Here is a 26,090-nt window from a genome sequence, read left to right as displayed (position 1 = left end):
CGGGGCCGTCGGCCGGGTGGAGGACAGCCGCCCGGGGCTGAATCCACGCAGGAAAGTGTGCCGATCATAGAGGCAGGCGCAACAGCCGATCCAGCTCCCCGACGGTGATCATGCGCACCGGGGAGCCAAGGCCGATCGTTTCTGCACACGCCTGGCCAGGGGCGATCCGCGTGTGACCGATTGTGACTTTCTGTAAGGCGTCGGGGTGTCGGGCACGTGTCGGGCCCCTCACCCACCTGGGGCAGCGGAACAGGGCGTAATCACACAAACCACCACAAGGTGGGTGAGGTGTCCCGCATTCCGTACCCGGAGGTCGACGTGGAGCGTCAGCTGACACCCGGGGGAGTGGAGCGTGCCCGGCTGCGCAGTGCCGCCGCCGCGCTCACCTCCCTGACGGCGGTCGCCGCCACCACCCTTGTGGCGGGCCCCGCCGTGGCCGCCAGATCCGCGATCCCCTGTGCCCTGCCCCGTACCGCCGCACACCACTCGCTCGGAGTCGACACCTGGAACACCGCCTATCCGCGCCCGGTGCGCACGCTCAACGCGGTGATGGTCTTCCTCTCCTTCCCGGACTCGTCGCCGGTGGCCGCCCCCAAGGACCTCGCCACCGACTATTTTCCCGCCACCAGCGACTTCTTCACCCGTGCCTCGTACGGGAAGTTCCGGCTCCAGGCCCATCCGCAGCCGGACTGGGTGAAGATGCCGAAGCCGTCCACCGCCTACCGCATACAGCGCGACTGGGACGCCGACCGGCGCACCGAGTACCTGCGCGACGCCATCACGGCCGCCGACCCGGCCGTCGACTTCTCCGCGTACGACATCGTCTACCTGGTCGCGGACCCGGACGCGCCGGGCGTGGACTCGGACGCCACGAAGGTCGTCAACTTCGACCAGCCGCTGCGGGTCGACGGGACGGACCTCAAGCGGGTCGTCACGGTCTTCGAGCAGCACCCGCCGGACCGCAACGTACTGGCCCACGAGACCGGGCACGTCTTCGACCTGCCGGACCTCTACCACCGCCCGGTGGACGGCAAGGGCGACTGGGACACGTACGTCGGCGACTGGGACGTGATGGGCAGCCAGTTCGGGATGGCGCCGGACCTGTTCGGCTGGCAGAAGTGGAAGCTGGGGTGGCTGGACCGGCGCCAGGTGGCGTGCGTGGCGACGCGCGGGTCCTCGCGGCTGACCCTGGCCCCGCTCTCGGAGTCGCCCGCGCGGATCGGCCCGGGCGGGGTCCGGCTCGCGGTCGTACGGACCTCGGAGGACAGCGCGGTCGCGATCGAGGCACGGGACTCGGCGGGCAACGACCATACGACCTGTTCGGCGGGGCTGCTGATCTACCGGGTCCGCAGCGAGACGGCGTCGGGCACCGGTCCCGTCGAGGTCCTCGACACCCACCCGGACACGGGAGCCTGCTGGGAGCACTCGGTCTACCCGGCGCTGGCGGACGCGCCGCTGAACGTGGGCGAGACGTTCACCGTGCCGGGGGAGGGCATCCGCATCGAGGCGACGGGGCGGACGCGGTCGGGGGGCTGGACGGTGCGGGTCACGCCGTAGGTGTGTTTTGGGCGCACGAAAAGGCCCCCCGCTTGCGCGAGGGGCCTTTTCCGTCTGTGCGCCGCCAGGGACTCGAACCCCGGACCCGCTGATTAAGAGTCAGCTGCTCTAACCAACTGAGCTAGCGGCGCCTGCTGACGTCGTAGACCTTAGCACCCTGATCGGCGGGAGGAAAAATCGATAAGCGCCGGTCGGCCGGGGTGCTGTCCCGGGCCGCCCGGACGCAGGCCCAGAGCAGTACCTCGGGGCCCGGGAGCCAGGGGTGGCGGGCGTCCGGGGCGACCAGCCAGCGGGCGGCGCCGGGGTGCTCGGGGCGCGCGAGGCCCGGCACGGTGACCGCGTCGCCGGTGCCGTGGCAGAGCAGCGGCGGCACCTCGGCCCACTCCTCCCAGTCGAGCAGGGCGGGCAGCCGGTGGGCGGTGCCGGCGGCGGCGAAGAGCAGCATCCGGCCCCGGTGGTGGGCGACCGGCCCGGAGCCGGACCCCTCGCCCCACAGCCGGTCGAGCATCCGGCGCCCGAAGACGGCGGGCACGTTGACCACGTCGAAGGCCGAGCCGCAAGGGAGGACGACGGGGGCGCCCGGCCGGGCCTCCCACAGCGCGAGGGTGCTGCGCGGATACGGCGCCGCCGACGCCAGCCAGGCCGCGCCCTCGGGGGTCACGTCGCCGAGGCCGTCACGGGGGAGCAGGGCCTCATCGCGCTGCAAGATGCTCATGCGCACCAGATTCGCGGCCCCCGGCGCCCCGTCTCGCCGGATTACCGGAAACCGGGACAGGGTGGGGCGGGGAGGAGTATCTTGCGCGGCTTTCGGCATATGCCGGGGGTCTGGTGACCGCCCTGCCGGGCGGCCCCCCCTGTGCCCCCGGCTACTTCGGCTCCGCGCCCCGCAGCAGATCCCGCCCGAACTCCACCATCTTCTTCGCGTAGTCCTCGGTCCACTGCGCCCGCTGCGCGATGTCCGCCGCCGTGAGGCGGTCGAAGCGGCGCGGGTCGGCCAGCTGGGCCGCCGCGATCGCCTGGAACTCCACCGCCCGGTCCGCCGCCGCGCGGAACGCCAGCGCCAGCTCCGTCGAGCGCGACAGCAGCTCCCGGGGATCCTCGATCGACTCCAGGTCGAAGAAGTGCTCCGGGTCGGCGGCGGCCTCGGCCGGCTCGAACAGCAACGGCGCCGGCCTCAGCCGCTGCTCTTTCCGCTCGGGCTCCGCCATCGGTGTCTCCTCCTGCCGCAGTTCAGCGGCCCGGAGTTCGCCCCGGGCCACCCTCCATTGTCCCGCGCCCCGCAAGTGGGCCTCCCCCACCCCGCACGCCCCCTGCCGCGCCCCTTCTTCGGCCCGGGGTTCGTCTGCGGGTTCTTCGGCCCGGGGTTCGTCTGCGGGCCGGTGGGGGCTGGTCGCGCAGTTCCCCGCGCCCCTAAAAGGGACGCGGGGCTGTGACCAGCCCCCCACAGAGCCCCTACGGTCGCCACACCACCCGGTGCTCCGCCAGATGTGTGAGGACCGCGTGGTTCGCCTCCCAGCCGTCCGGGAACTTCACCGTCACGCCCAGTTGGACCGGCTCGGTCGAGGGGTGTTCGTCGAGCAGGTCCGCCACGCCCGCCCGGCACACCACGATGCAGGCGTGCCGGTGCCGGGAGGTCAGGACGCACAGGCGGCCCGTCTCCAGGTGGAACGCCGTCGCGTCGGGGCGACCCGACAGCGGGTGCAGGACCACCGTCACGTCGAACTCGCGGCCCTGGAGCCGGTTCGCCGTGTCCACCGCGACCCCCGTCACCCCCAGCTCCGCGAGCGCCGCCCGTACCGCCGCCGCCTGGTCGCGGTGGGCCGTGCCGACCGCGATCCGGGCGGCGGTGAGCGGCACGGGGTGCTCGGAGCGCTCGCTGGTGGCCGCGCCGCCCCGGTCCAGGAGCCTGCGGACCACCTGGGCCACCGCCCGTACCGCCTCCGGGTCGGTGCGCGGGGTGTGCCGGGCGGGCAGTTCGAGCAGGGCCCAGCCCGCCTCGGCAGCCTCGTCCAGGGCCCGGTCCGGCGCCGAGCCGTCGGACGGGACGCCGAAGGAGAGCCGCCGGTCGCCGTGGTCCGTACCGCTGTGGAACGGTGTGTACGGGTAGAACGCGTCGGAGACCAGCGGCGCCGCCGACGCGGGCAGCCGCCAGGAGACCGGCAGCCGGTGCTGCGGCAGCTCGGGGTTGTGGGCGAGCAGCGTCGTCACCGCGCTCGCCGACGGGTCGTAGGAGAGCCCCGCCCACTGCTCGGAGTCCGCGATCGCGAACGGGTCCAGCTGGCCCGGGTCGCCCACGAACAGCGCCCGCTCGAAGAGCCCGGCGACGGCGAGGAGCGCGTCCGAGCGCATCTGGTACGCCTCGTCCACGATCGCGTGCGCCCACGGCTCGACGTCCTTGACGTGCGCCCACTTCGCGGCCGTCGACACCACCACGTCCAGGCCCGCCAGATCACCGGCCTTCGACGATTTGCGTACCTGCCCGAGGTCGTCCAGGGCCTTGTCGTACGGGTCGGCGTCGCTGCTGTGCAGGCGGCCCACCGGCAGCTCCGGCTCCTTCTCGGCCAGCCGTACGACGAGATCGTCGACCTGCGCGTTGGTCTGCGCCACCACCATCAACGGGCGCCCAGCGGCGGCCAGTTCGAGCGCCGCGCGCACCACGAGTGTCGACTTCCCGGCGCCCGGCGGCGAGTCCACGACGACGCCCCGGGCCTGCCCGTGCAGCGTGTCGTGAAGGATCCTCCCGGTGGCCTCGGCCGCCGCCGCACCCGGGTCGAAGCCGCGCTCGGCACGGGTCACAGCAGGTCCTCCGGGGTGAGGGGGTCGGGGTGTTCCGCGTCCGCGCCCGGCGGGCCGCCGTGGGTCCACGGGGTGGCCTCGGGGTCCGGCAGTTTGGGGCCGCCGCGCTGGTCGTGTTCGAAGAGCGTCCAGCACACCCGGTCGCCCTTCTCCGGCACCGAGCCGGGCGCCGGGTCCTTGCTCCGGCCCATCTTGTCGAGCAGCCGCAGCACCAGCGCGCCGTCCGCCTCGTACCCCACGAACTCCGCCGACTGGGGCTTGCCGTCCAGCGAGCGGAACACCTTCGCCCGCTCGGCCAGGTGCGGCGCGTCGTCGGTGCGGACGGTGACCAGCGGGCGCGGGCTCGGCCGCTTCGACTCCGACCAGGCCATCGCCACATCGACGACCTCGCCCGCGAACGCCTCCCCGGCGAGGCGCCGCCCGGCCATCACCAGCGGGTCGTCCAGCGCCTCCTGCGCCTCCAGCTGTGCCTGAGCCGTCTCGCGCGAGGCGAGCTTGGCCGCCGCCGTCACCGCGTCGTCGCGGCGCGGCTGCGGCGGCTCACCGGCCCGCACCCGGTCGCGGTGCGCGGTGAACGACCAGCGGTCGCGGGTCCAGCGGTCCGCCGCGCGCGGCGCCCCGGGCAGCTCCCGCAGCAGGTCGAGGGCCTGCCACACGGCTTCCCAGGTGGGCCGCAGCTGGTCCGCGACCAGTCGGCGGATCTCCTGCTCGGCCCGGGTCAGATCGCCCAGGCGCGCGTCGGCCGCCTCGCCGTCCTGCGCCGCGTACAGCGCCTGGCGGGCGCGGTCGTAGCGGTCGATCGCCGGGGCGAGCAGCTTGTTGTCGAAGGCCGGGTCGGTGGCGGGGCCCGCGGGCGGGCACAGCAGCTGGCCGTCCCGGTCCCGGGCGAGCTCGGCCCGCAGGGCCGCCTCGGCGCCGGTGGCGCCCTCGGGCGGGTCGATCCAGGCGAGCAGCGCCCCCAGGTGCTGGTCCTCCAGGCTGGACTGGCCGGTCGCCCAGTGCCTGCCCAGCAGGTCGGTGGCGGCGAGCAGCAGCGCGGAGCCGGGGACGCGGGCGCGCTCCCCGTAGTGCGTCAGCCAGCGGCCGAGCAGCGGGACGCGCGGCGGCGCGGGGTGCGGGGTGTCCGGGTCCTGCTCGGCGGTCCGGCGAAAGCGCATGGACCGGCCGAGCAGCCGTACGAAGCCGATGGCGGCCCGGCCCGGCACGACGATCTGCGGCGCGTCGGCGCACAGCTCGACCTCGACCTTGACCTTCTTGCCGGTCTCGGGGTCGGTCTCGTTGCGCTCGGCGGCCTCCACGTCGTCCGCGTACGCATCCAGGTGCGGCAGTACGGCGTCGGCCAGCTCGGCGAGGAACGCGAACCGCAGCTCGCGGTCGCGCGGCTGGGGCACGACGAGCAGGCGGGGCGCCTCGCGGTCGGTCCCGACGAGCGCCCCGAGCGGTGCCCCGGCCTCGCCGGAGGTGGTCAGCGGTACGAGGACGAGCGGGCGCTCGGACAGGTGCCGGTGGCGCACGGTGGCCAGTGGCGCGGCCCGCCCGGCCGCCACGGCCTCAAGCCGGGCGAGGGTGGTGATCAGCGACATACGGCGCCTCCCATTGCCGCGCCTTCCAGCGCCTGGGCCCGCAGGGCGGCCGCTCTTCGCAGCGCCGCCACCGCCGGGTCGGACGGGTCGCCCGCGACGCCGCGCGCGGCGTCCAGGACCGCGCCGACGCTCGTCAGACCGCCCAGCTCGGCCCGCAGGCCCCGGCCGAGGGCCGTCACCGCGTCCACGGCGCGGGCCCGGTCGCGGCAGTGGAAGGCCAGCTCACAGGCGGCCAGGCACTCCGGCGCGTACGTCGCCGGGACCGACTCGACCGTGTCGGTCAGCTCGGGGGCCGGCCGGTCCAGCGCGAAGCTGGCACCCGGCGCCAGCGCGTCGGCGATCTCCTCGATCCGGGTGAGCCGGGCCAGCTGGCGCCGGGTCACCGACAACTGCTTGCGCACGTCGACGAGCGAGGAGGTCGGCAGGTTGGAGAAGTCCTTGGGGCAGACGAGGAGCACGGAGTGCGAGACGGCCGGAGCCGTCGCGTCCGGGTCCGGCGCCCCGCGGCCCCGCACCAGCCCCGCCACCCGCTCAAGCGCCAGTACGTACACCGCCGCCTGGCGGGCCGCCGCGCCGACCTTGGACGGGTCGGCGGCCGCGTCGATCATCGGGAAGGACTTGATCTCGACGACCGTCCAGCGGCCGTCGGGGGCGACCACCACCGCGTCCGGCTCCAGATAGGCGGGGGAGCCCGCCACCTCCAGGGCCAGCATCGGGTGGTCCAGAAGCGTCCAGCCGCCCGACGCCGTCGCCTCCCGCAGGGCGAGCGCGGTCCGGGCGGCCCGGCCCTCGGGACCGGCCGCGGCCAGGTCGGGGACGGCCGCGTCCGCGGGGGCCTCGCCGCCGGTGCGCTCGTGCAGCAGGCGCAGCAGTTCCGTACCGCCGTCGGACTTCACCCGGGCCTCGAACGTGTTGCCGCGCGCGATGGCGAACTGGGACTGGCCGAACGCCGCCGACGGGGAGCCCAGCGCCTCGGCGAGCGCGCCCTTGTCGACGCCCGCCCCGTCGAGCAGCGCGCGCCGCCGGCAGCCCGGGTTGGCGGCGAGGGCCGCCAGCGCCCGCGCGTCCAGCGGGCGTGGCACGGCGGTGGGTCCGCGCAGCTCAGCGAGCCGCTGACGGATGGCTGTCGTCGGCTCCCGCGGTGGAGTCGTCGGACACGCGCTGCCCTGGGATTCGCTCACCCGTGGAAGTCTTGCATCCGGCACTGACAATCGGGGCCGGTGCGCCGAACGAGCCGGGTGCGACGCGGGTGCGCACCGCGTCCGCGAGCCGCATTGCGGGCCGGGAGAGCAGCAGCCCGAGGCCCATCACGGCCGCCCCGGCGACCGCGTCGAGCAGATAGTGGTTGGCGGTGCCCATCACCACGAACGTGATGGTCAGCGGGTACGCGACGCCCAGCGCGCGGGTCCAGCGGCGGCCGCCGAACCGCCACAGCATCACACCGCACCACAGCGCCCAGCCCACGTGCAGGCTCGGCATCGCCGCGTACTGGTTGGTCATGCCGCCCATCCCGCGCGGCGCGCTGGCGTCGCCGCCCCACCAGCCGTACGAGCTGTACTGCGCCATCGTGTCGACGAACCCGTGCGAGGCGTCGAGCAGGCGCGGCGGGCAGGTCGGCAGCAGCGAGAAGCCGATCAGGCCCAGCAGGGTGGAGAGCATCAGCCAGGTGCGGGCGGCGCGGTACTGCACCGGGCGACGGCGGAACAGCCACACCAGGATCGCGGGCGTCACCAGGTAGTGCAGCGACGCGTAGGCGAAGTCCGCGGGTATGCCGAGCGACGGGGTGCGGGTGAAGAGCCGGTTGAGCGGGTGCTCGGCGTTGATGTGCAGGTACTTCTCTATGCGCAGGATCGCCAGGCCGTGATCCACGGCTTGCGATTCGCTGCCGCTCACCAGGAGCCGGCCCGCCGAATAGGCGGCATAGACGATGGCGATGAGCGGCAGCTCGGTCCACCAGCGGGGCCGAGGCGCGGGGTGCTGCATCTCCGGACCCTCTCCATCTCTTCTTCAGGGCCCCTTCGGGCCCCGTTCAAGTGTTCAACCGTACGGTGGTCGTGAGTGCGCGAGTGCACCCACCCCCGAAGGACGCGAGGGAGGGCCACAAGGGTGCGCGATGATGGAGGTGAACCTCCGCCGAACTTTCGGCATTCTGCACGCGCACCAGGGAGTGACCTGACATGCCAGCCGCCGCACCGCGCATCCTGCTCGCCCGGCACGGGCAGACCGAGTGGTCGCTCGCCGGCAAGCACACCGGCCGGACCGACATCCCGCTGCTCGAAGAGGGCCGCCGCGGCGCGAAGCTGCTCGGCGAGCGGTTGCACCGGGCGCCGTGGGACGGCCTGGCGGACGTCGAGGTGCGCACGAGTCCGCTGCTGCGCGCGCGTGAGACGTGCGACCTGGCGGGCTTCGGCGAGCGGGCGACCGACTGGGACGCGCTGATGGAGTTCGACTACGGGGCGTACGAGGGGCTCACCCCGCCCGAGATCAAGGCGGGCCGGCCCGACTGGTTCATCTGGCGCGACGGGGTCGAGGGCGGCGAGACGCTGGCCCAGGTGTCGGACCGGGCGGACGAGGTCGTCGCATGGGCGCGGTCGGCCTCGCGGGACGTGCTGGTCTTCGCGCACGGGCACATCCTGCGGTCGATCGCGGCGCGCTGGCTCGGCGAGCCGATCGGCTTCGCGGCCCGCATCAAGCTCGACCCGACGTCGCTGTCGGTACTGGGGTGGGCGTACGGGGACCCGGCGATCGAGCGGTGGAACGACACGGGCCATCTGGAGGTGTGAGCCCCCTTCACCGGGGCTTTGCCCCGGACCCCGCGTTCGTCTGCGGACCGTGCTGGGCTGGTCGCGCAGCTCCCCGCGCCCCTTCGGGGCGCTACACCGTCGCCCTCCGGTCCAGGAACGTCGCCACCTCCGGGCACGTCGCGTGGGGGGCCAGGATGCGGGCCGTGTCGGCGAGCATGGCCTGGATCCGGGTGGACTGGACTTCCGGGAGGAGGTCGAGGACCTGGTGACCGGCCGCCGCCGACTCGGTGGGGGCGCCCGCGCGGGCCAGGTCGTCGGCGAGCTCGGCGCGGTACAGGGCCAGGTTGCGGGCGAAGTGCGGGTCCTGGAGGCAGGCCGCGCGGCGGGCGTGGCGGGCCGCCCGGGGCCAGTCGCCCAGCGCCGACCAGCACTGCGCCTCCAGCATCTCCAGCTCGGCCTCCACGAAGAACGTCATCCACTCCGGGTCCCGCTCGGCCGGGCCGCGCCCGAAGAGCGCGTGCGCCCGGGCGAGCGACTGCTCGCACGCCCCCCGGTCACCGAGCCCGGCCCAGCCGCCCGCCTCCCGCAGGTTCAGCAGCGCGAGCAGCCGGGGGGAGCCGAGCCGGCGCGCCGCGCGCCCGCCCGCCTGCGCGGCCCGCAGCGCCTCGCGCGGCCGCCCCGCGTCCCTGGCCAGGAACGACATATTGCAGAAGGCGTGCGCCTCAAGGGCCGGGTCACCTGCGAGCCGTGCGGTGGCGAGCGCCTCCGCGTAGTGCGAGCGGGCCTCCTCGTAGTGGCCCGAGTCATGGGCGAGCCAGCCCACCGAGATGGCGAGCTCCCCCGCGCCCGCCTGCAGCCGGTCGGCCGTGGAGCGGCGCGCGGTGCCCGCGTCGAGCAGCGCGTACGCGGTGCGCAGCGGCTGGGCGGCCCTGCGGTAGAGCCCGTTCGCGCCGTGCCGGTCGTCGAGCAGCCGGATCCGCCGCACCGCCTCCTCGACCGCGCCCACCTCGGCCTCGCCGACCCGCCGTACCGGCTGCCGTACGCGGTCGTGGGGCGCGGCCGCCGCCTGCTCGGGGAGCAGCCCCAGGGAGACGGCCGCCAGGGTGGCGGAGCCGCCGGTCATGAATGCGCGACGCAGCACGTCGCTCTCCTCGTCGTTACGTTCTTCTTCGTGGTCGATGGTGCCGTTGTCGTGTTCCGGATGCGCCGTGTACGGCGGGGTCGCACCACACCCCGCACGCGCCCCCCGGCCCCGTACCGCCTCACGGGCCGAGAACCCCATCTCCGCCATCGTCAAACCCGGGAACATGTGCCGGAACACGCGCTCGTACGCGTAGTTGGGGCAGCGGATCTCACCGGCCTCCACGCGTCCGACGTACCGCGCGTCGCAGGCCACCTGCTCGCCGATCTCGCGCGCCGCCCTGCGCACCGCCGCCGCGAACTCACCGGGCGAGCGCTGCCCCCGAAGCTCCCGGAACGCGGTGTTGGGGCCCTTGGCGGGCCCCCGTTCGGGGGCCCGTGCGGCGGAGTTCGCGCCGGCACTGGGATCCGTTGACGTCGCCATGGCTCAGCAGCTCTCTTTGGCGGGGTGGTGCGGAGGAAGAACGTACCGGCAACATCGCCTCCAACAACCGAAGTTTGGCTACAAAAGGGATATCTCACCCGCGATCTGCTATGAACTGCCATCCTTTGCGGCGGCGTACCGCCGTAGCCGTTGACACGGACCCGCGTTGAACCATGCGGATACCGCCAACCCGCAAAAACCACGTGGGGGTTGCCTTGTTGGAGGCCGGCATGGACATCAATGGCACCGGGACGACCACGACTACCGCGCGGCACCGGCCCACCCTGGACGTCAGCGGACCGCCGGGCGGCGAGGAGCCCTGCGACCTCGTCACCGTGCCCGCGCGCCAGGGCCTGGAGGCGGTGGACATCCTCCGCCGCGCCGTCGCCCCGGCGGCCGTGGGCCCGGTGGTGCACGACGGCGCCTGCGACACCCTGGGCTTCCTGGTGCCGCCCGGCACCGCGGCCGCCTGGGACGTGCCCGGCAGCGCCTGCACCGAGACCAGCGGACGGGGACTGCGCATCCCGGGGCTGCCCGCCGAGCCGCCGGTCTCCGGCGGCGGCTGGCTGCTGCCGCCGGACGCGGTGGCGGTCACCGACCCCGCCGTGCTGCGCGTCGCGCTCGGCGAGGCGGCCCGGCTGATCGAGGCCGCGGACGGCATCACCGAGGCCGGCGGCCGATAATGGTCGGATGGCGGCACGAAGCGGTACGAAGAGCGGGGCGAAGGGCGGGCCGAAGGCCGCGCCGGGCGGGCGGCGCGGTCGTCCGGCCGCCCCGGAGGCCGTCGTGGAGGCGGTCGACGGCGGTCTCGCCGAGCTGATCCCGGACCGGGACCGGCCGCGCGGCTGGACCCTGCTCCTGGACGGCGCCCCCCAGTCCCACGTCGACCTGGACGCGCCGGAACGGCTCACCTTCGAGTACCAGCGCCGCCTCGGCCACGTCATCGACCTCGCGGCCGAGCCGGGCCGCCCCCTCCAGGTGCTGCACCTGGGCGGCGGCGCCTTCACCCTCGCCCGCTACACGGCGGCCACCCGCCCCCGCTCCACCCAGCAGGTCGTCGAGGTCGACGCGGCGCTGGTGGGCCTGGTGCGCCGCGAGCTGCCGCTCGATCCGCAGGCCCGTATACGGGTGCGCTCCCTGGACGCGCGCGAAGGGCTCGCCAAGCTCCCGGACGGCTGGGCCGACCTGGTCGTCGCCGACGTCTTCAGCGGCGCCCGCACCCCCGCCCATCTGACCAGCGCCGAGTTCCTGGGCGAGGTGCGCCGGGTGCTGCGGCCCGGCGGGATCTACGCGGCCAACCTCGCCGACGGGCCGCCGCTGGCGCATCTGCGCGGCCAGATAGCCACCGCCGCCCAGTTCTTCCCCGAGCTGGCGCTCGCCGCCGACCCGACCGTGCTGCGCGGCAAGCGGTTCGGCAACGCGGTGCTGCTCGCCTCGGACGTGCCGCTGCCGGTGGCCGAGTTCACCCGCCGCATCGCGGGCGACCCGCACCCGGGGCGCGTCGAACACGGCCGCGCGCTGGCCGACTTCACGGGCGGGGCGGCCCCGGTGACGGACGCGACCGCCAAGCCGTCGCCCGTACCGCCGCCGTCGGTGTTCCGATAGGACCGTTCGTACGACCTTTCCGTAGGACCGTTCCGTACGACCTTTTCGTACGGCCGTTTCGGCAGGTCCCCGTCGTCAGCCGCGGTCGTCCAGCTCCACGGTCGGCGCGTGGTTGTACCAGGTGCAGAAGGCCGACACCTCGCGCGTGCCCTTGCTGAAGGTCACCCGGATCCACGTCGGCTGCTTCCACACCTGCATCTGCCAGCCCGTGTCCGGTGTCGCCGTCACCAGCTCCGCCGAGGCGCTGCCGATGTCGAAGACGACACGGCCGCCGGCGACGTTGTAGCCCTTCACGTTCCCCGAAGAGCGGTAGGAAGGGGACGACTTGGACGGCCCGGCGGGGGAGTGGCTCCCGGACGGCTTCCCGTCCCCCGGCTTCGAGGGCGTGGTGGACGGGCTGCCCGGTCCGGACGGCGAAGGCGAGTCCTTCGGCCGCTGCGTCGAGGAGGCCAGCGGCCGCACCGCGCCCTGGGTGGTGTGCCCGTCGCCGGTGAGCGGGACCGCGCGCGGAGGGTCGTACGCCGTCCCGGCCATCACCGTGTGGACGCCCCACCAGGAGAGCGTGACCGCCGCCCCGGTGGCGAGCGACCAGGCGCAGACGTGGACGATTCCTCGGTGCATGGGGGTCATATCGGGGGCCATACTGCACCACGCGCCCCACGCGTGTCCCCTCTCACCCGTGCCCGCCCGCTCCCGTCCCGACCGGGACCGGTGTACTCCGGATGGCGTACGGTGCCGCCCATGGCAAGTGTGCTCGTGGTCGAGGACGACCAGTTCGTTCGCTCCGCCCTCATCCGCCACCTCACCGAGGCCTCCCACACCGTACGGAGCGTCGGCACGGCACTTGAGGCGCTGCGCGAGGTGGCCCATTTCCGGTTCGACGTGGTCGTCCTCGACCTCGGACTGCCCGATCTCGACGGGGCCGAGGCGCTGAAGATGCTGCGTGGCATCACCGACGTACCGGTGATCATCGCGACCGCGCGGGACGACGAGACGGAGATCGTCCGGCTGCTCAACGACGGCGCGGACGACTACCTGGTCAAGCCGTTCTCGGTGGAGCACCTGTCCGCCCGGATGACGGCCGTGCTGCGCCGTGCGCGGGCCGCCGGGGCCGAGCCGCCCCCGACGCTGATCCGGGTCGGCGGCCTCTCCATCGACCCGCTGCGCCGCCAGGCCGAGCTCGACGGGCTGCGCCTGGACCTCACCCGCCGCGAGTTCGACCTGCTGGCGTTCCTCGCCGGGCGCCCCGGTGTGGTCGTCCCGCGCAAGGAACTGCTGGCCGAGGTGTGGCAGCAGTCGTACGGCGACGACCAGACCATCGACGTCCATCTGTCCTGGCTGCGCCGGAAACTGGGCGAGACGGCGGCGCGGCCCCGCTATCTGCACACCCTGCGCGGGGTGGGTGTGAAGCTGGAGCCACCACGGGCGGAGCCCGGCCGATGAGGTGGGCGCTGGTGAAGGTCGCGGTCGCCGTCACCCTGATGGTGGTGCTCGCCTTCGCCGTACCGCTGGGCCTGGTCATCAAGGAGATGGCGCGCGACCGCGCCTTCTCCAACGCCGAACGCCAGGCCGCCGCGATCGGGCCGACCCTGTCGATCACGTCCGACCGCGACGCGCTCGAACGGGCCGTCGCCTCCACCCAGGCGGGCGCGGCGGGCCGGATGGCCGTGCACATCCCGGCGGCACCGGGCGGCGCGCCCGTCGAGATCGGCCGGGGGCGGGCGCCGCGGAAGGACCTGGAGGCCACCCGGAGGGTGGTCCGCGCGTACATCTCCGGTGTCCCCGGCGGCTCCACCCTCCTCCAGCCGACCGCGCTGAGCTCGGGCGAGATCGCGATCGTCGAGGTGTACGTGCCCGAGGCCGAGGTCACCAACGGCGTGGCCACGGCGTGGCTGGTCCTCGCGGGCGTGGGTATCGCCCTGGTCATCGGCTCGGTCGCGGTGGCGGACCGGCTGGGCGTACGCATGGTCCGCCCCGCACAGCGGCTCGCGGGGGCGGCGCACGACCTGGGCGAGGGGAAGCTGGGGGCGCGGGTGCCGGAGGAGGGCCCGGCGGAACTGCGCTCGGCGGCGGTCGCCTTCAACTCGATGGCGGACCAGGTGGTCCAACTCCTGGCGAACGAGCGCGAGTTGGCGGCGGACCTGTCCCACCGGCTCCGCACCCCCCTGACGGTGCTGCGCCTCAACGCCGCCTCCCTGGGGGAGGGCCCGGCCGCCGAGCAGACGCGGGCGGCCGTCGAGCAGCTGGAGCGCGAAGTCGACACGATCATCCGTACGGCGCGGGAGGCCAAGCCGCAGACCCAGCCGGCCGGGGCGGGCGCCGGGTGCGACGCGTCCGAGGTCATCCGGGACCGGATGGCGTTCTGGTCGGCGCTGGCGGAGGACGAGGGCCGGGAGGTACGGCTCGCGGGCGTCGACCGCCCCGTCCGCATCCCGGTCGCCCGGCCCGAACTGGCCGCCGCGCTCGACGCGATGCTCGGCAACGTGTTCCGGCACACGCCGGAGGGGACGGCGTTCTCGGTGGACGTCCACAACGGCGAGGACGCGGTGATCGTCCTGGTCTCGGACGCGGGTGCCGGCATCGCGGACCCGCGGGCGGCCCTGGCCCGCGGGTCCAGCGGCGGGGGCTCGACGGGGCTTGGCCTGGACATCGTGCGGCGGATGGCCGAGTCGACGGGGGGTGATGTGCGGCTGGGGCGGTCGGTGCTGGGCGGCACGGAGATCCGGGTCTGGATCGGCCTCGGCGTCGGCCCCGCCCCGACGTCCCGAATCCGCGCGCGGCGGCGGCCACGCCGCCCGTCCCCGGCGTGATGGATGCCCCACCCCGCCCCTTCACCTAGACCCTCCGGGGGTGGGTGGGGGTAAAGGTGGTCTCCCGGGGGCTACGCCCCCGGACCCCCGTTTGCGGGGCCTGCGGCCCCTGCACCCCGCTTCGGGGCTCCGCCCCGGACCCCGCTCCTCAAACGCCGGAGGGGCTGATTTTGCCCGAGCCCCCTCCTTGCACGCCGGAGGGGCTGACTTTCGTGCCGCCGGGGCTGGAGGTGCCGGTCTTTAGGGGCGCGGGGAACTGCGCGACCAGCCCCCACCGAACCCGCAGGCGAACACGGGGTCCGGGGCGCAGCCCCAGGAAGCGGGCCTCCCCCACCCGGGCATTAACCGCGTCGCATGCCCCCCTTAAGCGGACCCTAAGAGATCCAACCCCCACCCCCCACACCCCATTTGCCCGTTTCCCAAGAGCTAGCGTGCTGCCCGCACCCCCACCCGCACCACCCGCACCACCCCCACCCCCACCCCCAACCCCCAGAGGCAGGCGCACAAAATGACCCGCACTCACCGCCGCCGAGCGAGCGGCAAGACGAAGGCGATCGGCGCCGTGGTCGCCGCGGCCGTCATCGGCGGCGCGGCCTTCGCGCTCACCGGCACCGCCCAGGCCGCCTCCGTCGGCGCCGCGTACACGAAGACCAGCAGCTGGGGCGGCGGCTACACCGGCCAGTACGTCGTCACCAACGACAGTGGCAAGGCGCTCGCCGACTGGACCTTGGAGTTCGACCTCCCGGCCGGGACGAAGCTGTCCTCCCTCTGGAACGGCGAGCAGAGCGTCAAGGGTCAGCATGTCACCGTGAAGCCCGCCGCCTGGGACAAGAACGGACTCGCCGCCGGCGCATCCGTCACCGTCGGCTTCGTCACCAACTCCACCGGCACCGCGGGCGACCCCACCGGCTGTCTCATCAACCAGGAGAAGTGCTCGGTCGACACCGGCGCGACCCCCGCCCCGAGCGGCCGCCCGACCACCGCGCCGACCCCCACGAGCAAGCCGACCCCGACCGCCACGGCGACCCCCACCTCCAAGCCCACCCCCACCCCCACCCAGAGCCAGACCACCACCCCCCAGCCCCCCACCACCGGCACCACCACCCGCTTCGCCCCGTACATCGACACCTCGCTCTACCCCGCGTACGACCTCGTCGACACGGCCACCAAGACCGGCGTGAAGGAGTTCCACCTCGCCTTCATCACGTCCGGTGGCGGCTGCAACCCGCTCTGGGGCGGTGTCAGCGATCTGAACAGCGACGCCGTCGCCGCGCAGATAGGCGCCCTGCGCGCCAAGGGCGGCGACGTACGCGTCTCGTTCGGCGGCGCGTCCGGCTCCGAACTCGGCCTCGTCTGCAAGAGCACCGCCGAGCTCGCGGCCGCGTACGGCAAGGTCATCGACGCGTACAAGCTCACCAAGGTCGACTTCGACATCGAGGGCGCGGCCCTGCCGGACACCGCCGCCAACACCCGCCGCGCACAGGCCATCGCGCAGCTCCAGAAGTCCCACCCGGGCCTCGACGTGGCGTTCACGCTGCCGGTGATGCCGGAGGGTCTCACCCAGCCCGGCGTCGACCTCGTCGCCGACGCCAAGAAGAACGGCGCCGCCGTCTCGGCCGTCAACATCATGGCGATGGACTACGGCCCGGCGTACAGCGGCGACATGGGCGCGTACGCCATCCAGGCCGCGACCGCCACCCAGGCCCAGATCAAGGGCGTCCTCGGGCTCTCCGACGCCGCCGCCTGGAAGGCCGTGGCCGTCACCCCGATGATCGGCGTCAACGACGTCAACACCGAGACGTATCTGGTCGACGACGCCACCCAGCTGGTGGACTTCGCCAAGTCCAAGGGTCTGGGCCGGCTCGCCATGTGGTCCGGCGCCCGGGACAAGCAGTGCGCGGGCGGCGCGAAGAACTCCGCCGACCCGACCTGCTCCTCGATCGTCCAGGAGCCGCTGGCCTTCACGAAGGCTTTCGCCGCCTTCAAGTAGACCGACAAGTAGCCCGACAAGTGGCCCGACCCCGGTAGCTCCAGCCCGGTAGCCCCAGCCAGGTAGCTCCAACCCCCGCGCGCGCCCCGCCGGTTCACCCCCCCCGGCGGGACGCGCGCGTCGGCATCACGCGTCAGGGTCCACCTCCGGCAGCACCTCCGGCAGCACCCCCGTCCGCGCCAGCTCCCCGTACCAGCGGGCGCTCGACTTGGGTGTGCGGGTCTGCGTCTCGTAGTCGACGTACACCGCCCCGAACCGCTTGCCGTAGCCGTACGCCCACTCGAAGTTGTCGAGCAGCGACCACAGGAAGTACCCGCGTACGTCCGCCCCGTCCCGCATCGCCCGCCGCACCGCCGCCAGGTGGCCGTGCAGATAGCGGATGCGGTCCGGGTCGTGCACCGAGCCGTCCGGGGCGGGCTTGTCGTCGTACGCGGCCCCGTTCTCCGTGATCATCAGGGGTACGCCCGGCGCCTCCCGGGTGTAGCGCATCAGCAGGTCGTAGAGGCCGGTCGGGTCGATCGACCAGTCCATCGCCGTCAGCTCGCCCGGCGGCTGGTGGAACTGGACGGAACCGGCGCCCGGCCACGGCGAGTGTGCGCTCTCGCCGTGGCCGTCGGGCCGGGGTTCTCGCAGGTCAGGGCCGTCGCCGGGGTGATTGTCAGTGGCGGCCGATACAACTGAGGGTGTGTAGTAGTTGATGCCCAGCAGATCGAGGGGGTGCTTGATGAGGCCGAGATCGCCGTCGTGGACGAACGACCAGTCGGTGAGCCGCGCGGTGTCCCGCAGCAGATCGTCGTCGTACGCACCCTTGAACATCGGCCCCGTGAACACCCGGTTGGCCAGCGCGTCGATGCGGCGGCGCGCGTCCAGGTCGGCGGGCGACTGGGTGCGGGCCCTGACCGCGCTCGGGTTGAGGCTGATCGCCAGCCTGGCGGCCTTCGGCAGCGTGGCGCGCAGGGCCCGGGCGGCGAGCCCGTGGCCCAGGTTGAGGTGGTGCGCGGCCCGCAGCGCGGCCACCGGATCGGTGCGGCCGGGCGCGTGGACGCCCGATCCGTACCCGAGAAAGGCGCTGCACCAGGGCTCGTTGAGGGTGGTCCACATATCCACCCGGTCGCCGAGCGCCTCGGCGACGAGCCCCGCGTAGTCCGCGAACCGGTGGGCGGTGTCCCGCTCGGGCCAGCCGCCCGCGGACTCCAACTCCTGTGGCAGATCCCAGTGGTAGAGCGTGAGGGAGGGCTGGATGCCCTGCTCCAGGAGCCCGTCCACCAGCGCGCGGTAGAAGTCGAGCCCGCGCTGGACGGCGGGGCCGCGCCCGGTCGGCTGCACCCGTGACCAGGACACGGAGAAGCGGTACGTGTCGAGGTTCAGGTCCGCCATCAGCCGGATGTCGTCCCGCCAGCGGTGGTAGTGGTCGACGGTGACGTCGCCGGTGTCCCCGCCGGACACCTTCCCCGGCGTACGGCAGAAGGTGTCCCAGATGGACGGGGTGCGGCCGCCCTCGGCGACCGCGCCCTCGATCTGGTACGCGGAGGTGGCGGCGCCCCAGAGGAAGTCGGGCGGGAAGTCCTCGGGCGCGGAGCCGGAGCCGGAGCCGGATGCGGACACGGAGTCGGATGCGGGCACGGGCGCGGATGCGGGCAAGGAGTCAGGCGTGGAGTCGGACATGGAAGCACTCCCATCGTGGTCGTGCGGACGGAGGTTGATGTGAGGCACCCGGTCAGCCCTTCACCGCGCCCTGCATGATCCCGCCCACGATCTGCCGCCCGAACAGCACGAACGCGAGGAGGAGGGGCAGGGTGCCGAGGAGGGCGCCGGCCATGATGACCGACTGGTCGGGGATGTAGCCGCGGCCGAGTCCGGTGAGCGCCACCTGGACCGTGGGGCTGCCGTTCTGGGTCAGCGCGATGATCGGCCAGAAGAAGTCGTTCCAGGCCATCACGAACGTCAGCATGCCCAGGACGGCCATCGCGGGCCGGGCGGCCGGGAAGACCACGTGCCACACCACCCGCCAGCTGCTCGCGCCGTCGACCCGGGCGGCCTCGATCAGCTCGGTGGGCAGCGCCTCGATGAGGAACTGCCGCATGAAGAACACCCCGAAGGCGCTGACCAGGGTCGGCAGGATCACCGCCTGGAGCTGATCGGTCCAGGACAGCTCGGCCACCATCATGTAGAGGGGGACGACACTGAGCTGGGGCGGGATCATCATCGTGCCGATCACCAGCAGGAGCAGCACGTTCTTGAAGCGGAACCGCAGCTTGGCGAAGGCGAATCCGGCGAGCGTGGAGAAGAAGACCGTGCCGAGCGCGATCGAGCCCGCCACGATCGTGGTGTTGAGCAGGGCCGTGCCCATGTTGGCGTCGGTCCAGGCGATCTTCAGGTTCTTGAAGAGGTTGCCGCCGAACCAGAAGGGCGGGGGAGTCTGGGCGAGGCGCTCGTTGCTGCGGGAGGCGGCGATCGCCGTCCACACCAGTGGGAAGAGCGAGCCCGCGGTGAAGAGGATCAGGATGGCGTACGTGAGCCGTCCGCCGTGCAGTTGACGCCCGGCACGGTGGCCGGAGCGGGGGGCGGCGGGGGCCGTGGTCTTGGCGTTCACGTCGTCTCCTTGCGCAGGGCGCGCGAGATGAGCCAGTTCGCCGCGCCGATCAGCAGCAGGATCAGGAACATCGTCCAGGCGATCGCGGAGGCCCGGCCGAGGTGGAGGTTCACCCAGCCCTGCTCGTACAGATAGAGGCCGAGCGTCTGGAACTGGTGGTCGGAGCCGCCCGTGGCGCCCGCCCCGCCGTTGAACAGCAGCGGCTCGCCGAACAGCTGGGTCGCGCCGATCGTCGACACGACGCAGGTGAACAGGATCGTCGGCCGCAGCGAGGGCACGGTGACGTGCCGGAACTGCTGCCAGCGCGAGGCCCCGTCGAGCGCGGCGGACTCGTACAGATCGGGCGCGATGGCCTGCATCGCGGCCAGATAGATCAGCGCGTTGTAGCCGGTCCAGCGCCACACCACGATCGTGGAGACGGCGAACTGCGAGGTCCAGGTGCCGTTCTGCCAGTCGACCGGGCCCAGGCCGAGCTGCCCGAGTGCCCAGTTGACCATGCCGTAGTCGCGCCCGAAGAGGAGCACGAAGACCAGGGTCGCGGCGGCCACGCTGGTGGCGTACGGCGTGAGGACGGCGACCCGGAAGAACATCGAGCCGCGCAGCTTGAAGTGGAGCAGATGGGCCACGCCGAGCGCCATCAGGAGCTGGGGGACGGTGGAGATGATGCCGATGGTGAACGTGTTGCGCAGTGCGTTCCAGAAGAACTCGTCCGACATCAGCCGGGAGAAGTTGCGCAGCCCGACCCAGTGCATCTCGTTCGGCGCGGTCAGCTCGACCTGGTGCAGCGAGGCCCAGCCCGTGTAGAGGAGGGGGAAGAGGCCGAACGCGGCGAAGAAGAGGAAGAAGGGCGCGACGAAGGCGTACGGGCTCCAGCGCACATCGCGCCGGTAGCGGCGGCTGCGCCGCGCCCGCCGCCGCGCCTCGGCGCGGTGGTCCCGGGCGCCGGCCGCACCCACCGCCGGCGGGGCGCCACCGGGCCCGGTCGTGGCCGCCGGTCGCGCGGTGGCCGCCGCGCCCGGCGACCCGGTGCCCGCGGCCTCCGGCCGCTCCGTCACTGGTCCAGCGCGTTGTCGATGGCCTTCACCGCGGCCTCCCAGCCCGACTGGGGGGAGCGGCCCTTCTGGTCGACCTGGAGCATGCCGACGTCGGCGAGGTTCTGCGCGATGATCAGGTCCTTGGGGCCGAGGATCTGCACCGGGGTGCCCTCGGCGGCCTTGGCGAAGATCTGCCCGATGGGGGCGCCGCCGAAGTAGGCGTGCTGGGCGCCGGAGACGGCGGGCAGGGCGTACGCGGCCCGGGCGCTCGGGAAGCTGCCGCGCTTCTCGAAGAGCGTCGCCTGCTGGGCCGGGGCGGTGAGCCAGGCCGCGAGCTCGGCGGCCTGGGCGCGGTGCTTGCCCGCCGACGGGACGACGAGGAACGAGCCGCCCCAGTTGGACGGCTTGGGCGCGGCCGCCACGTCCCACTTGCCCTTCCCGGCCTCGCCCGCCTTGTCCTGGATGTAGCCGAGCATCCAGGCGGGGCAGGAGACGGTGGCGAAGGTTCCGTTGGCGAACCCCTGGTCCCAACTGGGCTGGAATTGCTGCAACTTGGCGGTGAGCCCGTGGGTGGCGAACGAGGCCGCCGTGTCCCAGGCGTCCTTCACGGCCGGGTTCGACTTGTAGACGACCTTGCCGTCCCCGTCGTAGTAGCGGGTGGCGCTGCCGCCGGTGATGGCGGCCATGACCCCGGAGGCGGAGTCCACGAACGCCGCCCCCTTGGGCGCCTTCGCCTTGAAGCGCTCACCGGCCGCCAGGTACTTCTGCCAGTCGCCCGCCCACAGCTTCCCCACGGCCTCCCGGTCGGTGGGCAGCCCGGCGGCGGCGAACAGGTCCTTGCGGTAGCAGATGCCCTGCGGCCCTATGTCGGTGCCGAGGCCGACGGTCTTGCCGTCCTTGGTGGTGGCCTGCCCCCACTTCCAGGGCAGGAAGGCGTCCTTGTCGACGCCCCGCACCTTGCCGAGGTCCTCCAGGCGGCCCGCCTGGGTGGCGGTGACCTCGGCGATGTTGTTGACCTCGACGGCCTGGACGTCGGCGAGCCCGCTGCCGGAGCCGAGGTGGGTGAGCAGCTGCGGGTAGTAGTTCTCGTTCCGCTCGATCGACGTCTGCTTGATCTCGATGTCGGGGTGGAGCTTCATGTACGCGTCGTAGAGCCCGGCCTCCTTGAGGCCGAAGGCGCCGAAGACGCCGACCGTGAGCGTCGTCCTGGCCCCGCCGCCCCCGCCGCCGCTGGAGGAGGACGAACCGGACGAGGTGGAGTCCTTGCTGTCTCCGTCGTCGGCGCAGCCCGCGAGCAGCCCGGCGCCGAGCGCGGCGACGACGGCCAGGGCCGCGACCCGCCGGGTCGCATTTGTTCTTGTACGCATACGCATGGTGATCCTCCAACTGGCTTGCCGTGCAGGGTGATTGACGGTCAGTCGTGCAGTGGGGGATGGTGCGGAAGGTGTATGGATACCTAGGGTTGGGAGCGCTCCCAGTCGTGATGTGTTGAAGGGTGGCGACTGTCCGGGAGGGTGTCAAGGGAGCGGGCAAAGACAGTCCGCGGCCGAGGTCAGGCTGTTAGTTTTCACCCGAGTTCCGCGATGTGCGGCGAGACGGGGAGGCAGGCATGAGAGCAGCTCGCACGGTCCGGGGCCGTGGGGCCGGGCGGCCCACCCTTGAAGAGGTGGCGGCGCGTGCCGGGGTCGGCCGGGGCACGGTGTCGCGGGTGATCAACGGCTCGCCCCGGGTCAGCGACCGTACCCGCGCGGCCGTGGAGGCGGCGGTGGCCGAGCTCGGCTACGTCCCCAACCGCGCGGCCCGCGCCCTGGCCGCCAACCGCACGGACGCGATCGCCCTGGTCGTCCCCGAGACGGAGACGCGCTTCTTCGCCGAGCCGTACTTCTCGGAGGTCGTCCGGGGCGTCGGCCAGGCGCTCGCGGAGACGGAGATGCAGCTCCTGCTGACCCTGGTGGGCAGCGACCGGGAGCGCCGCCGGCTCGCCCAGTATCTGACGGGACACCGGGTCGACGGCGTCCTGCTGGTCGGCGTGCACGCCGACGACCCGCTGCCCGAGCTCCTGGAGCAGCTGGACATGCCGGTGGTGATCAGCGGCCCGCGCTCCGAGGACGAGCCGCTGGCCTCGGTGGACTCGGACAACTTCGCGGGGGCGCGGGCGGCCGTGGCCCACCTGGTGGCGCGCGGGCGCCGTTCGATAGCGACGATCACCGGGCCCCTGGACGTGTACGGGGCGCGCCGCCGCCTCGACGGCTACCGGGCCGCCCTCGCCGAGGCCGGGCTGCCCGCCGCCGCGCACCTGATATCCCCGGCGGACTTCACCGAGGAGGGCGGCCGCCGGGCGATGGCCGATCTGCTGGGCCGGGCCCCGGAGGTGGACGCGGTCTTCGCGGCCTCGGACGTGATGGCGTCCGGCGCCCGGCAGGTGCTGCGCGAGCGGGGCCGCCGGGTCCCTGAGGACGTCTCCCTGGTCGGCTTCGACGACTCGGCGATCGCCCGCCACATGGAGCCGCCGCTCACCAGCGTGCGCCAGCCGATCGAGGAGATGGGCCGGGCGATGACGGAGCTGCTGCTGGCCCAGATCGCGGCGGGCGAGCCGTCCCGACCGCGGCTGGTGCTTCCGACGGAGTTGATCGTCCGGGCGTCGACCTGAGAGCCTGTCTTTGAACCCCCGTCTGCGCCCCGACGCCCGGCACGCACGATCGGCGCACGGGGTCCCAGGACAGGTGGCTCCGCCACATGACCTGGGACACCGCACACCGATCGCACGCACCGACCGCCGCTGCGCCCGCCCTCCGGGCGGACGACGGGGGTTCAAAGACAGGCTCTCAGCCCGGAAGCTTCCGAAGCTTCCGGGGAACGAGAAAGGCCCGGTCCGCCGAAGCGGACCGGGCCTTCCCGATCAGGGTGAGTAACGGGACTCGAACCCGCGACATCCTGGACCACAACCAGGTGCTCTACCAGCTGAGCTATACCCACCATGCGTGACCGGACTGTTGTGGTCTTGGAAGGCCCCTGGGGGCTTTCCTACCGGCCGAGAAAAAGTGTACAGGGTCCGGGAGGGTGCTCGCGCACATGTTTCGCGGCCCCCTCCCGGGGCGCCCGCGGAGATCACCCGAAGGGTTACTCCGCAGGCAGGACGTGCTTGGCCGCGATCGACTTCGCCGTGTCCGAGTCCGGGCCCGGCTGGGCGACGAAGATCGCCTCGCGGTAGTAGCGGAGCTCCGCGATGGATTCACGGATGTCCGCGAGCGCGCGGTGGTTGCCGTTCTTGTCCGGACTGTTGAAGTACGCCCTCGGGTACCAGCGGCGGGCGAGCTCCTTCACCGAGGAGACGTCCACGATCCGGTAGTGGAGGTACTTCTCCAGGGCCTGCATGTCGCGCGACAGGAAGCCGCGGTCCGTGCCGACCGAGTTTCCGCACAGCGGTGCCTTGCCCGGCTCCTTCACATGCTCGCGGACATACGCCAGGACCTGCGCCTCGGCGTCGGCCAGCGTGGTGCCGCCGGCCAGCTCGTCGAGGAGCCCGGAGGCGGTGTGCATCTCGCGCACCACCTCCGGCATGGTCTCCAGCGCGGCGTCCGGGGGACGGATCACGATGTCCACCCCTTCACCGAGCACGTTCAGTTCCGAGTCGGTGACCAGGGCGGCCACCTCGATAAGTGCGTCGTCCGCCAGCGAGAGCCCGGTCATCTCGCAGTCGATCCACACCATGCGGTCGTTCATGCGCCTCAGCCTACGGGGCCGCTCCGCTGCCCCGGCAGACTCGGACGCATATAACCCGTGGCGTAGAGCTCCGAGACGGACTTGCCCGGGTCCGGCGGCGGCGCGTGCGAGATCGCCGACGGACCGACCATGGCGCTCGCCGCCGCCGTGCGCCGCGACTGCGGCAGGGCCTGCGGCGGCACCGTCTCCAGGGTCGGTGGCCCCCCGGACGGCTCCGCCTGCGGCCGGCGCGCCCGGTACGCCGCCCGGTAGGACGCCGGGGACGAGCCGAGCTGGCGGCGGAAGTGCCCGCGCAGCGCGACCGGCGAGCGGAAGCCGCAGCGGCCCGCGACCTCGTCGACCGAGTAGTCCGACGTCTCCAGGAGACGCTGGGCCTGGAGCACCCGCTGGGTGATCAGCCACTGGAGCGGGGCCGATCCGGTCAGCGAGCGGAACCGCCGGTCGAACGTACGGCGTGACATGTACGCGCGAGCGGCGAGGGTCTCCACGTCGAACTGCTCGTGGAGGTGCTCCAGCGCCCAGGACACGACCTCGGCCAGCGGGTCGGACCCGATCTCTTCAGGTAAAGACCTGTCCAGATAGCGCTCCTGACCGCCACTGCGCCGCGGCGGGACGACGAGCCGGCGCGCGAGGGCTCCGGCGGCATCGCTGCCGTGGTCGGTCCGCACTATGTGCAGACAGAGATCGATTCCGGCCGCCGTGCCCGCCGACGTGAGGACGTCCCCGTCGTCGACGAACAGCTCCCGCGGATCCACGTGGACCGACGGATAGCGCTTGGCGAGCGTCGGCGCGTACATCCAGTGCGTCGTCGCCGGGCGGCCGTCGAGCAGCCCGGCGGCGGCGAGGACGAACGCCCCGGTGCAGAGGCCCACGATGCGGGCCCCTTCTTCGTGCGCCCGGCGCAGTGCGTCGAGCGCGGCCGCCGGCGGCGGCGAGGTGATGGACCGCCAGGCGGGCACCACCACGGTGCCGGCCCGGTTGATGGCCTCCAGCCCATAGGGCGCGGTCAGTTCGAGCCCGCCTGTGGTCCGCAGGGGGCCCTCCTCTCCGGCACAGACCAGCAGGCGGTAGCGGGGTACGCCCGCGTCCTGCCTGTCGATCCCGAACACGGAGAGCGGAATGGAGCTCTCGAAGATGGGGCCGCCACTGAACAGCAGTACGGCTACTACTTCCCGGCGTCGACGGCCGGCGAGCTTCCTTGTGGCCTCCGGTGATGCGGCAGCGGAGTCCTGGCTCATTTTGCTAAGCCCCCCTCGGTGTTCGCGGCTCCCCGTTCTTGTCGGGCTTGTCGCTCCTGCACTTTTCCCCTTGGTTTTGCACGAGTCCCCCAGCCTTCGATACGCATGATCGAATCTACTGCGTTCTGTGGCGTCGGCGTGACAAGTCCGGTACTCAGCGCTATGTCGACTTGGCAACTTGGCGCGAAGCATTCGATCACGAAGGGTTTCATCCAGGGCGCCCGTAGGGAAGTGGGCGTCGCATGCATGGCCCGTACCCGTATGGCCAAAGCCGCCACGCGTGCCCGTTTTCCGCTGGTGGCAAGGGGGTTGACAGGCCATTTCGGGCAGGGGAGAGGGGGGAGGGGAAGTTGGCTGAAAACATACGGGTCCGTGTGTACGAACGCGTCAGTCCAACGGCGAACTTTCGCCGTTTGCGCGATCGCCCCGGTGTCGACCGGGCCCCGGCCGCGCGGCCGCCCGCGCAGTCCGCTCAGTCCGCGCAGTCTGCTCGGAGTGTCGCAGCAGCAGCCGGCAGACCGCGGTGACCGCCGCGAGCCCGAGCGCCGAGCCGGCCGCCCCGGCGAACGAGGAACCGTAGACGACGAGCACGACGGGCACCAGGACGCAGCTGAACGCCGCCCAGCGCACGACGTCGCCCGCACAGTCCCCGGCAACTGCGGCGGGCGCCCGCACGCCGTGCGCACCCCCTTCCGCACTCCCCTCGGCGCACGGCGGCCCCCCGGCGGGCGCGGGCGCGCCGGACCCCCGGGGGGTGTGCGCGGCCCGGGGGGAGCCGCCGGGCGGAGTGGGCGGGTAGGCGTCCTGGGCGAACGGCGGGGCGGGCACGGGCATGGGCTCCCTGAGGGTCAAA

23 protein-coding genes and 2 tRNA genes are annotated in these 26,090 nt (G+C 73.1%); 8 read left to right on the top strand and 17 right to left on the bottom strand.

Translation table 11 applies throughout. From position 1 onward, the window contains the following. Nucleotides 1–288 precede the first annotated feature (288 nt). Nucleotides 289–1,557 (top strand): M6 family metalloprotease domain-containing protein, encoded by a 1,269-nt coding sequence (locus tag OG965_RS16615; RefSeq protein ID WP_371652854.1) that lies wholly within the window; start codon nucleotides 289–291, stop codon nucleotides 1,555–1,557. Between the two features lie 57 nt (nucleotides 1,558–1,614). Here OG965_RS16615 and OG965_RS16610 read toward each other — a convergent pair. From OG965_RS16610 to OG965_RS16580, 7 genes are all read right to left on the bottom strand, one after another. Further along, nucleotides 1,615–1,688 (bottom strand) — tRNA-Lys (locus tag OG965_RS16610). After that, nucleotides 1,679–2,272, bottom strand: a complete 594-nt coding sequence (locus OG965_RS16605; RefSeq protein ID WP_371652853.1) for a bifunctional DNA primase/polymerase — start codon at nucleotides 2,270–2,272, stop codon at nucleotides 1,679–1,681. The genes OG965_RS16610 and OG965_RS16605 overlap by 10 nt, the downstream gene beginning before the upstream one ends. Before the next feature lie 151 nt (nucleotides 2,273–2,423). Further along, entirely contained in the window at nucleotides 2,424–2,765 is a 342-nt protein-coding gene (locus tag OG965_RS16600; protein WP_371652852.1) for a hypothetical protein, read from the bottom strand. A gap of 244 nt (nucleotides 2,766–3,009) precedes the next feature. Further along, a complete protein-coding gene (locus OG965_RS16595) occupies nucleotides 3,010–4,353 on the bottom strand; it encodes an AAA domain-containing protein (RefSeq protein ID WP_371652851.1) in 1,344 nt (447 codons plus the stop codon). Further along, the gene (locus OG965_RS16590; RefSeq protein WP_371652850.1) at nucleotides 4,350–5,936 is read right to left on the bottom strand and encodes a hypothetical protein; all 1,587 of its coding nucleotides are present in this window, start codon (nucleotides 5,934–5,936) and stop codon (nucleotides 4,350–4,352) included. The genes OG965_RS16595 and OG965_RS16590 overlap by 4 nt, the downstream gene beginning before the upstream one ends. Further along, nucleotides 5,927–7,117, bottom strand: coding sequence for a hypothetical protein (locus OG965_RS16585; protein ID WP_371652849.1), 1,191 nt, complete (start codon nucleotides 7,115–7,117; stop codon nucleotides 5,927–5,929). Before OG965_RS16585 ends, OG965_RS16590 begins: the two co-directional genes overlap by 10 nt. Beyond that, on the bottom strand, nucleotides 7,038–7,919 hold the full coding sequence (locus OG965_RS16580; RefSeq protein WP_371652848.1) for a phosphatase PAP2 family protein: 882 nt from the start codon (nucleotides 7,917–7,919) through the stop codon (nucleotides 7,038–7,040). Before OG965_RS16580 ends, OG965_RS16585 begins: the two co-directional genes overlap by 80 nt. Before the next feature lie 194 nt (nucleotides 7,920–8,113). On the opposite strand from OG965_RS16580, the gene OG965_RS16575 reads away from it, so the two are divergent. Beyond that, nucleotides 8,114–8,719, top strand: coding sequence for a histidine phosphatase family protein (locus OG965_RS16575; protein ID WP_371652847.1), 606 nt, complete (start codon nucleotides 8,114–8,116; stop codon nucleotides 8,717–8,719). A gap of 91 nt (nucleotides 8,720–8,810) precedes the next feature. On the opposite strand, the gene OG965_RS16570 is transcribed toward OG965_RS16575, so the two are convergent. Further along, nucleotides 8,811–10,244, bottom strand: a complete 1,434-nt coding sequence (locus OG965_RS16570; protein ID WP_371652846.1) for a tetratricopeptide repeat protein — start codon at nucleotides 10,242–10,244, stop codon at nucleotides 8,811–8,813. A gap of 230 nt (nucleotides 10,245–10,474) precedes the next feature. On the opposite strand from OG965_RS16570, the gene OG965_RS16565 reads away from it, so the two are divergent. Then, nucleotides 10,475–10,927, top strand: coding sequence for a hypothetical protein (locus OG965_RS16565; protein WP_371652845.1), 453 nt, complete (start codon nucleotides 10,475–10,477; stop codon nucleotides 10,925–10,927). A 7-nt stretch (nucleotides 10,928–10,934) separates the two neighbouring features. After that, on the top strand, nucleotides 10,935–11,849 hold the full coding sequence (locus OG965_RS16560; RefSeq protein ID WP_371652844.1) for a spermidine synthase: 915 nt from the start codon (nucleotides 10,935–10,937) through the stop codon (nucleotides 11,847–11,849). A 75-nt stretch (nucleotides 11,850–11,924) separates the two neighbouring features. Here the strand turns inward: OG965_RS16560 and OG965_RS16555 are convergent, their stop codons facing one another. Then, the gene (locus OG965_RS16555; protein WP_371656960.1) at nucleotides 11,925–12,470 is read right to left on the bottom strand and encodes a hypothetical protein; all 546 of its coding nucleotides are present in this window, start codon (nucleotides 12,468–12,470) and stop codon (nucleotides 11,925–11,927) included. Nucleotides 12,471–12,590: 120 nt separating this feature from the next. Here OG965_RS16555 and OG965_RS16550 point away from each other — a divergent pair, with 120 nt between their 5' ends. The 3 genes from OG965_RS16550 to OG965_RS16540 all read left to right on the top strand — a co-directional run bounded on the left by OG965_RS16550 (nucleotide 12,591) and on the right by OG965_RS16540 (nucleotide 16,649). Further along, on the top strand, nucleotides 12,591–13,292 hold the full coding sequence (locus OG965_RS16550; protein ID WP_371652843.1) for a response regulator transcription factor: 702 nt from the start codon (nucleotides 12,591–12,593) through the stop codon (nucleotides 13,290–13,292). After that, nucleotides 13,289–14,659, top strand: a complete 1,371-nt coding sequence (locus OG965_RS16545; protein WP_371652842.1) for an ATP-binding protein — start codon at nucleotides 13,289–13,291, stop codon at nucleotides 14,657–14,659. Before OG965_RS16550 ends, OG965_RS16545 begins: the two co-directional genes overlap by 4 nt. Before the next feature lie 508 nt (nucleotides 14,660–15,167). Then, complete coding sequence (locus tag OG965_RS16540) at nucleotides 15,168–16,649, top strand: cellulose binding domain-containing protein (RefSeq protein ID WP_371652841.1); 1,482 nt, start codon at nucleotides 15,168–15,170, stop codon at nucleotides 16,647–16,649. 126 nt (nucleotides 16,650–16,775) lie between these two features. Here the strand turns inward: OG965_RS16540 and OG965_RS16535 are convergent, their stop codons facing one another. The 4 genes from OG965_RS16535 to OG965_RS16520 all read right to left on the bottom strand — a co-directional run bounded on the left by OG965_RS16535 (nucleotide 16,776) and on the right by OG965_RS16520 (nucleotide 21,643). After that, nucleotides 16,776–18,314 (bottom strand): glycoside hydrolase family 1 protein, encoded by a 1,539-nt coding sequence (locus OG965_RS16535; protein WP_371652840.1) that lies wholly within the window; start codon nucleotides 18,312–18,314, stop codon nucleotides 16,776–16,778. 52 nt (nucleotides 18,315–18,366) lie between these two features. After that, nucleotides 18,367–19,242, bottom strand: coding sequence for a carbohydrate ABC transporter permease (locus OG965_RS16530; protein ID WP_371652839.1), 876 nt, complete (start codon nucleotides 19,240–19,242; stop codon nucleotides 18,367–18,369). Beyond that, nucleotides 19,239–20,198, bottom strand: coding sequence for a carbohydrate ABC transporter permease (locus OG965_RS16525; RefSeq protein ID WP_371656959.1), 960 nt, complete (start codon nucleotides 20,196–20,198; stop codon nucleotides 19,239–19,241). The genes OG965_RS16530 and OG965_RS16525 overlap by 4 nt, the downstream gene beginning before the upstream one ends. A gap of 95 nt (nucleotides 20,199–20,293) precedes the next feature. Then, the gene (locus OG965_RS16520) at nucleotides 20,294–21,643 is read right to left on the bottom strand and encodes an ABC transporter substrate-binding protein (RefSeq protein ID WP_371652838.1); all 1,350 of its coding nucleotides are present in this window, start codon (nucleotides 21,641–21,643) and stop codon (nucleotides 20,294–20,296) included. 242 nt (nucleotides 21,644–21,885) lie between these two features. Between OG965_RS16520 and OG965_RS16515 the strand changes: the two genes are divergently transcribed. After that, a complete protein-coding gene (locus OG965_RS16515) occupies nucleotides 21,886–22,926 on the top strand; it encodes a LacI family DNA-binding transcriptional regulator (protein ID WP_371652837.1) in 1,041 nt (346 codons plus the stop codon). Nucleotides 22,927–23,179: 253 nt separating this feature from the next. Here OG965_RS16515 and OG965_RS16510 read toward each other — a convergent pair. The 4 genes from OG965_RS16510 to OG965_RS16495 all read right to left on the bottom strand — a co-directional run bounded on the left by OG965_RS16510 (nucleotide 23,180) and on the right by OG965_RS16495 (nucleotide 26,071). Then, nucleotides 23,180–23,252 (bottom strand) — tRNA-His (locus OG965_RS16510). 144 nt (nucleotides 23,253–23,396) lie between these two features. Beyond that, nucleotides 23,397–23,999, bottom strand: a complete 603-nt coding sequence (gene orn, locus OG965_RS16505) for an oligoribonuclease (RefSeq protein ID WP_371652836.1) — start codon at nucleotides 23,997–23,999, stop codon at nucleotides 23,397–23,399. Between the two features lie 5 nt (nucleotides 24,000–24,004). Further along, the gene (locus tag OG965_RS16500) at nucleotides 24,005–25,237 is read right to left on the bottom strand and encodes a helix-turn-helix domain-containing protein (RefSeq protein ID WP_371652835.1); all 1,233 of its coding nucleotides are present in this window, start codon (nucleotides 25,235–25,237) and stop codon (nucleotides 24,005–24,007) included. A gap of 387 nt (nucleotides 25,238–25,624) precedes the next feature. Then, complete coding sequence (locus OG965_RS16495; protein ID WP_371652834.1) at nucleotides 25,625–26,071, bottom strand: hypothetical protein; 447 nt, start codon at nucleotides 26,069–26,071, stop codon at nucleotides 25,625–25,627. Between the last annotated feature and the right edge of the window lie 19 nt (nucleotides 26,072–26,090).

It is taken from the genome of Streptomyces sp. NBC_00224, assembly GCF_041435195.1.
Lineage (GTDB): Bacteria > Actinomycetota > Actinomycetes > Streptomycetales > Streptomycetaceae > Streptomyces.
This window is presented reverse-complemented; position numbering and strand designations above follow the sequence as displayed.

Excerpts from the sequence above, each read along its gene's own strand:
- OG965_RS16555 (WP_371656960.1), bottom strand. The coding sequence starts at position 12,470 with ATGCACCGAGGAATCGTCCACGTCTGCGCCTGGTCGCTCGCCACCGGG.
- OG965_RS16590 (WP_371652850.1), bottom strand. The coding sequence starts at position 5,936 with ATGTCGCTGATCACCACCCTCGCCCGGCTTGAGGCCGTGGCGGCCGGG.
- OG965_RS16545 (WP_371652842.1), top strand. The coding sequence starts at position 13,289 with ATGAGGTGGGCGCTGGTGAAGGTCGCGGTCGCCGTCACCCTGATGGTG.
- OG965_RS16500 (WP_371652835.1), bottom strand. The coding sequence starts at position 25,237 with ATGAGCCAGGACTCCGCTGCCGCATCACCGGAGGCCACAAGGAAGCTC.
- OG965_RS16575 (WP_371652847.1), top strand. The coding sequence starts at position 8,114 with ATGCCAGCCGCCGCACCGCGCATCCTGCTCGCCCGGCACGGGCAGACC.
- OG965_RS16565 (WP_371652845.1), top strand. The coding sequence starts at position 10,475 with ATGGACATCAATGGCACCGGGACGACCACGACTACCGCGCGGCACCGG.
- OG965_RS16570 (WP_371652846.1), bottom strand. The coding sequence starts at position 10,244 with ATGGCGACGTCAACGGATCCCAGTGCCGGCGCGAACTCCGCCGCACGG.
- OG965_RS16515 (WP_371652837.1), top strand. The coding sequence starts at position 21,886 with ATGAGAGCAGCTCGCACGGTCCGGGGCCGTGGGGCCGGGCGGCCCACC.
- OG965_RS16540 (WP_371652841.1), top strand. The coding sequence starts at position 15,168 with ATGACCCGCACTCACCGCCGCCGAGCGAGCGGCAAGACGAAGGCGATC.
- orn (WP_371652836.1), bottom strand. The coding sequence starts at position 23,999 with ATGAACGACCGCATGGTGTGGATCGACTGCGAGATGACCGGGCTCTCG.
- OG965_RS16605 (WP_371652853.1), bottom strand. The coding sequence starts at position 2,272 with ATGAGCATCTTGCAGCGCGATGAGGCCCTGCTCCCCCGTGACGGCCTC.
- OG965_RS16535 (WP_371652840.1), bottom strand. The coding sequence starts at position 18,314 with ATGTCCGACTCCACGCCTGACTCCTTGCCCGCATCCGCGCCCGTGCCC.
- OG965_RS16580 (WP_371652848.1), bottom strand. The coding sequence starts at position 7,919 with ATGCAGCACCCCGCGCCTCGGCCCCGCTGGTGGACCGAGCTGCCGCTC.
- OG965_RS16560 (WP_371652844.1), top strand. The coding sequence starts at position 10,935 with ATGGCGGCACGAAGCGGTACGAAGAGCGGGGCGAAGGGCGGGCCGAAG.
- OG965_RS16495 (WP_371652834.1), bottom strand. The coding sequence starts at position 26,071 with ATGCCCGTGCCCGCCCCGCCGTTCGCCCAGGACGCCTACCCGCCCACT.
- OG965_RS16520 (WP_371652838.1), bottom strand. The coding sequence starts at position 21,643 with ATGCGTACAAGAACAAATGCGACCCGGCGGGTCGCGGCCCTGGCCGTC.
- OG965_RS16550 (WP_371652843.1), top strand. The coding sequence starts at position 12,591 with ATGGCAAGTGTGCTCGTGGTCGAGGACGACCAGTTCGTTCGCTCCGCC.
- OG965_RS16600 (WP_371652852.1), bottom strand. The coding sequence starts at position 2,765 with ATGGCGGAGCCCGAGCGGAAAGAGCAGCGGCTGAGGCCGGCGCCGTTG.